The following is a 5,358-nucleotide window of genomic DNA, read 5'->3' as shown; positions in this document are numbered from 1 at the left end:
GGTCGTGGCGCGGTTGCTGCGTGCAGCCATCGGTGTGGGCGATCTGGACGGCCCGGCAGCCCGTGACCGACTGCGCTCCCGGGTGCCGGAGGCAGACCCCGAGGACGTGTTGTTATTCGATGACTTGTTGGGCATCGCCGATCCCGCTGTGGAGCTGCCCAAGATCGATCCGGATGCCCGGCGGCGGCGGTTGACCGCGCTGGTCAATGCCGCGTTGTTGGCCCGCCGCACCCCAGCGGTCTATGTCATTGAGGACGCGCACTGGATCGATGAGGTCAGCGAGTCAATGCTGGCCGGGTTCTTCACGGTGATCCCGCAGACGCCCTCGCTGGTGCTGGTCACCTACCGCCCCGAATATCGCGGTGCGTTGAGCCGGGTGGCCGGTGCTCAGACCATCGCCCTTGCGCCGCTAAGTGATTCAGAAACTGCCGCCCTGGTTTCAGAGCTGCTCGGCCCGGACCCCTCCGTTCGCGGCCTGGGCCAGACGATCGCCGAGAGGGCCGCCGGAAACCCCTTTTTCGCCGAGGAGATCGTGCGCGACCTGGCCGAGCGCGGCGTCCTACGGGGCAACCGCAGCGCCTACGAATCGACCACCGATGTTGGCGAGGTCAGCGTGCCAGCCACCTTGCAAGCGACCATCGCCGCCCGCATCGACCGGCTTGACCCGGCGGCCAAGCGCACCTTGAGCGCAGCCGCTGTCATCGGCTCACGGTTCAGCCGGGAACTCCTGGAAACGCTCGGGATTGATCCTGTCCTGCGCGACCTGTTGAGCGGCGAGTTCATCGATCAGATCCGATTCACCGGACAACCCGAGTATGTGTTTCACCATCCACTGATCCGCACCGTGGCCTACGAATCACAGCTCAAATCGGATCGCGTCGAGCTGCACCGGCGTGTCGCGGTCGCAATCGAATCGCGTGACCCGGCAGCGGCTGAGGAGAACGCGGCGCTGATCGCCGAGCATCTGGAGGCCGCCGGTGATCTGCACGCCGCCTACGGCTGGCACATGCGCGCGGCAACCTGGGCGACCAACCGCGACATTAACGCCGCGCTACCGAGCTGGGAGCGCGCCCGAAGGATCGCCGACGCCCTACCCGCCGAGGATCCCAACCGGGCAGCCATGCGCATCGCCCCGCGCACCATGTGGTGCGGGATCGCCTTTCGAGTCCACGAACGTGTGGCCGGGGACCGCTTTGAGGAATTACGGGAGTTGTGCGCCGCCGCCGGGGACAAGGCGTCGCTGGCCATCGGGATGGCCGGGCTGGTGACCGATTACGCGTTTCAGGACCGGGTGCGCGAGGCGTCGCAGCTGGCATCCGAACAGATGGCCCTCATCGAGTCGGTCGGCGATCCGACCCTCATGGTGGGGCTGTCCTTCATACCGATCTACGCCAAGGCGGAAACCGTCGAGGTGAGTGACATGCTGCGCTGGTCACAGCGGGTCATCGACCTGGCCGACGGTGACCCGTCTAAAGGCAACTTCATTATCGGGTCCCCGTTAGCGTATGCCTTCACGTCGCGGGGTGTTGCCCGGTGTTGCCTGGGTCGTCCCGGGTGGCGCGACGACCTGCGGCACGCCCTGGCCATGGCCCGCAGCGCCGACCCTGCGGCCCACGCGCACGTTGCCTGCTGGGTCTACATCGCTGGGATACCGTACGGCGTGCTCAGCCCTGACGATCGCGCGGTGCGCGAGATCGAGGATGCCCTAAAGGATGCCGAACGGTGCGGTGATGACTTCGCGGTGAGCCAGGCCCGGTTTGCGCTGGGCGTTACGCTGGTGCACCGCCGCACGGCCGCCGGGCGTGATCGGGGCCACAAGCTGCTGACCGAGGTCAGCGAGATGGTCCTACGCACGGGATCGGGCTTATCCACGTTACAGGCCGTCAATGTCTACTCGGCACGGGAGAGGGCTCGAGGTGGAGATCGCGATGAGGCCATCCTGTTGATGCGCGCCGCCGCTGACCATGTGTTCCGCGAGGGACAGCTGCTGGTGTATGGCATTCCCGCGACGGGTGTTCTGGTGGAGACACTGCTGGACCGCGGGACCGACGCTGACGTGGCCGAAGCCCAGGCCGCGATCGAGCGGTTGGCGGCCGCGCCAGCCGATGAGGGTCTGGTGATTCGCGAGATTTGGCTGCTGCGGCTACGGGCTCTCCTGGCGCGGGCTCACGGCGATGCCGCAGCTTATGCGGACTTCCGGGATCGCTACCGCGACATGGCGAGAACGCTTGGCTTCGCAGGACATATCGCGTGGGCCGAGGCGATGCCATGACGGCGGTCGAGCTGGAAAGCTAACCCCGTCTCGAAATAGACCAGATATGAGAGCGTCGGGAGCTTGGGCGTAGCGGTATCTTCTCAGGTCGCTTGGTCTCAAAGTCCGTCGCAGTAATAAACTCTCGCCCGGAGCGCTTAACGTTTTATGCGACAAAGTGATTCGCTGGCCTTTAGATCAAGTCCTTGTCCGTCAGCCACCGCATCACCGGCCAGCCGACGAACACCGGTATCCAGCAGGTGAGTACCCGATACAGCAGCACCGACGGCACAGCGATGGCCGCGGGTAGGCCAAAGGCGGCGAGCCCACCGATCAGCGCCGCTTCGACGGCGCCGACCCCGCCGGGGGTGGGGGCGGCCGAGGCGAGGGTTCCGCCGACCATTGTCACCACGGTTACGGTGACGAACGTCGCGCTGCCACCAAACGCGTTGATGCTGGCCCACAGCGCCAGCGCAGCGCCGAGAGTTGTTCCGGTACAACCGAGTACGATCAAGCCGAGTCGCTTCGGTTCGCGCGCCAACGCGACGAGGTCGCTGCTGACCTCGGCAAGCCTCGGGCGTAGGTCCGTCGCCAGCCAGTGTCGCAGCCTGGGCACGAACAAGAACGTGCCGACGATGCCCAGCGCCACACCCGCGATCAGGTACAGCATGGTGGCCTTCGGGACGAAGTGCGACAAGTCGGTCGACGCACCGGCCGCGGTGCTGAACAGGATCAGCAGCGCGACGTGCGAGATCACCTGTACCGACTGCTGCAACGCCACCGCCGCGGTGGCCCGCACCGTGCTGAGCCCGCCCTTCTGTAAGAACCGGGTGCTCAGCGCGAGGCCGCCGACGCCGGCCGGGGTGGTGGTCGCGGCGAAAGTGCAGGCCACCGTGAGCAATATCAGGTGACGGTAGCTGACCAACCCGTTGGCGCAGGCCCACAACGATGCTGCCGCGCCCAGATACGTGCCCGCCGATATTGCCAAACCCAGCAGGGCCCACCAATAGTTCGCTTCGCCGAGCTCGGAAAAGAACGTCGGCACGGTGCTGATGAACGGGTAGGCGACGTAGACCAGCGCGATGAGCAGCACCAGCTGGATGAGCTGGCTGCGGGTGAACCGGGTGATCGTCTCGGCTTGGATTTTCTCCGTGCCGGTTTGCCGCATCACCGCCGCACGGCTGCGGGAGATGACGGCCTTTGCGTCGTTAACTGAGTCCCGGATACGTTTCGGCACAGCGGATTTCGTCAGCCTGCGGGATGCGGCCAGCACGGTGTCTTTGCCCAAGGCGTCGATCGCCGCGTTGACCGCGGACTCCGCGCCGTAGAGCGACGACGTCGTCACCAGCAGCGCGGCAATGTCGGCATCGAGTTGGTTGTCGGTAGCGCCGTATTCGGCGTTGCCGAACCCGCCGAACAGGACGGTGCCGTCGTCGACCGTCATCTCCGCGTCGCGCAGGTCGCCGTGGGAGATTTGATCGTCGTGCAGCTTTCGCAGCGATTCCCACACCCGGGTCACCGGGGTCGACGTGGCGCATTGCTTCAGCGGGGCTCCGCGAACGGGCTTGTGCGCGTACAACGTCCAGCCCCGGTCGAGCGCGCCGACGGCGATCGTCGAGGTGTTGGCGACACCCAGATCGCCGACGGCCATGGCCATCAGCGCGCGATGCTCGACGGCGCGGCGCATGGAGGCCTGAAAGGGTGCGGCCTCGGTGCGGCGCAGCAGCAGCTTGCCCCACAGCTGACGCAGCGCGCCGCCGCTGCTTTGATGCGGGCCGTACATCTCGATCACCGCGGTGGCATCCGAATCCGTGGATTGGGCCGAAAGCATCAGCGGCCCGGCTCCGGCCGGGCGGACCACCGTCAGCCCGCGCACCACGAATCCGCGTCTGCCCAGCGCGCGGACCGCGCCCTCCAGCGGCACCTCGAGCGCGGGAGTGCCGCTGACCAGGATCACCAGCGCGCCGACGAACCATCCGATGGCCAGCCCCAGCAGTGAGCGGGCCGGCACGATGGCGCTGACCACCAAGTGGATCGGTATGAACGCCAGCAAAAGCGTCCACCACCAGTGCCGCCAGCGCGCGGGTAGCCACGGGCCGGACACGGTGAGCACCGCGGCGAGCATGCCAATCCAGCGTGGGTCGTCGAGGAATTGGGACAACACCGTGCGCAGCCGGTCGGAGAGATCGAAGTGCCATTGTGGTGCCGAGAGGCGCCTGCCGGTGATCGACAGCGCGAGAAAGGCGATCAGCGCCGCGGCCGCATAGGGAGCGAGCAGTTTCCATTGCCGGGAGATGATCAGGCCGATCAAGATCATGAACGGCAACGCCAAGATCGCGATGCCGTACACCAGGTACACCACGTCGGATTGGGTGGGGGAGAGCACGCCGATGATGCGCGAGATGGATTTCTCCAACTCGTCCCACCGGGTGCGGGTGATCACCGAACTGGTGATCACGATCGCCAGCAACACCGCCGACAGCACGAGCCGAAGGATGTCGTTGGTGCGCCGGGTCGGCGGTTGCAGCAAGCTGCCGGAAACGGTGACTTCCCGCCCGTCGACCTGCATGCTTCAACCAACCTCCGGGCCGCGTCGGTCAGCGGCTCGTCGCCAACATAACCGCAGACCGGCGTCGCGAACCTGATTTGCAGCCCGCGATCCGCGACCAGCCCCGACTGTCACAGCAGTCACGCCGAGAGTCGAGTGTCGATGTGCCCGACTCTGAGCGACAACTGGGTTGGCCGGCCGGGAAAGGACGTGAGCGCGCCCGGCTACCGGCTGACGGGACTCCTGCGCGGTCCGGCCCCGCGCGCGGGTCGACGCCGACGGGACCTGGCGGGTGCGGTGCTCGCCGCCGGGGCTGCCTTGGGAGCGGGGGCCCGGAAGGGCGCCACGTCGCCGACCAGCTTGGTGACCGGTTCGCAGTGCGCGGTCACCTGTTGCGGGCGGACGTTGATGCCGGCTCTGCGCATCAGCGCCGAGAGGTCTTTGCGTTGCTCGGGAAGCACCACGGTGACGACGTCGCCGGCGCTGCCGGCGCGCGCGGTGCGTCCCGAGCGGTGCAGGTAGGCCTTGTGCTCGGCCGGTGGGTCCACGTGCACCACCA

2 protein-coding genes and 1 pseudogene are annotated in these 5,358 nt (G+C 66.9%); 1 reads left to right on the top strand and 2 read right to left on the bottom strand.

Annotation, left to right across the window (positions count from 1 at the left end; genetic code table 11):
- The coding region (locus tag VNW74_RS00475) for a cyclase (protein WP_325674642.1) at positions 1-2,272 on the top strand (2,272 nt) is incomplete at its 5' end.
- A gap of 172 nt (positions 2,273-2,444) precedes the next feature.
- Here the strand turns inward: VNW74_RS00475 and VNW74_RS00470 are convergent.
- Together VNW74_RS00470 and VNW74_RS00465 are read right to left on the bottom strand one after the other, a co-directional pair.
- On the bottom strand, positions 2,445-4,820 hold the full coding sequence (locus VNW74_RS00470; protein WP_325674641.1) for a lysylphosphatidylglycerol synthase domain-containing protein: 2,376 nt from the start codon (positions 4,818-4,820) through the stop codon (positions 2,445-2,447).
- Positions 4,821-5,023: 203 nt separating this feature from the next.
- Positions 5,024-5,358 (bottom strand): annotated as a pseudogene (locus VNW74_RS00465) (ATP-dependent helicase); the annotation flags it as partial.

Origin of the sequence: Mycobacterium sp. (assembly GCF_035570115.1) — a bacterium.
GTDB lineage: Bacteria > Actinomycetota > Actinomycetes > Mycobacteriales > Mycobacteriaceae > Mycobacterium.
The sequence above is the reverse complement of the archived record's forward strand: the minus strand, read 5'-3'. Positions and strand labels throughout refer to the sequence as shown.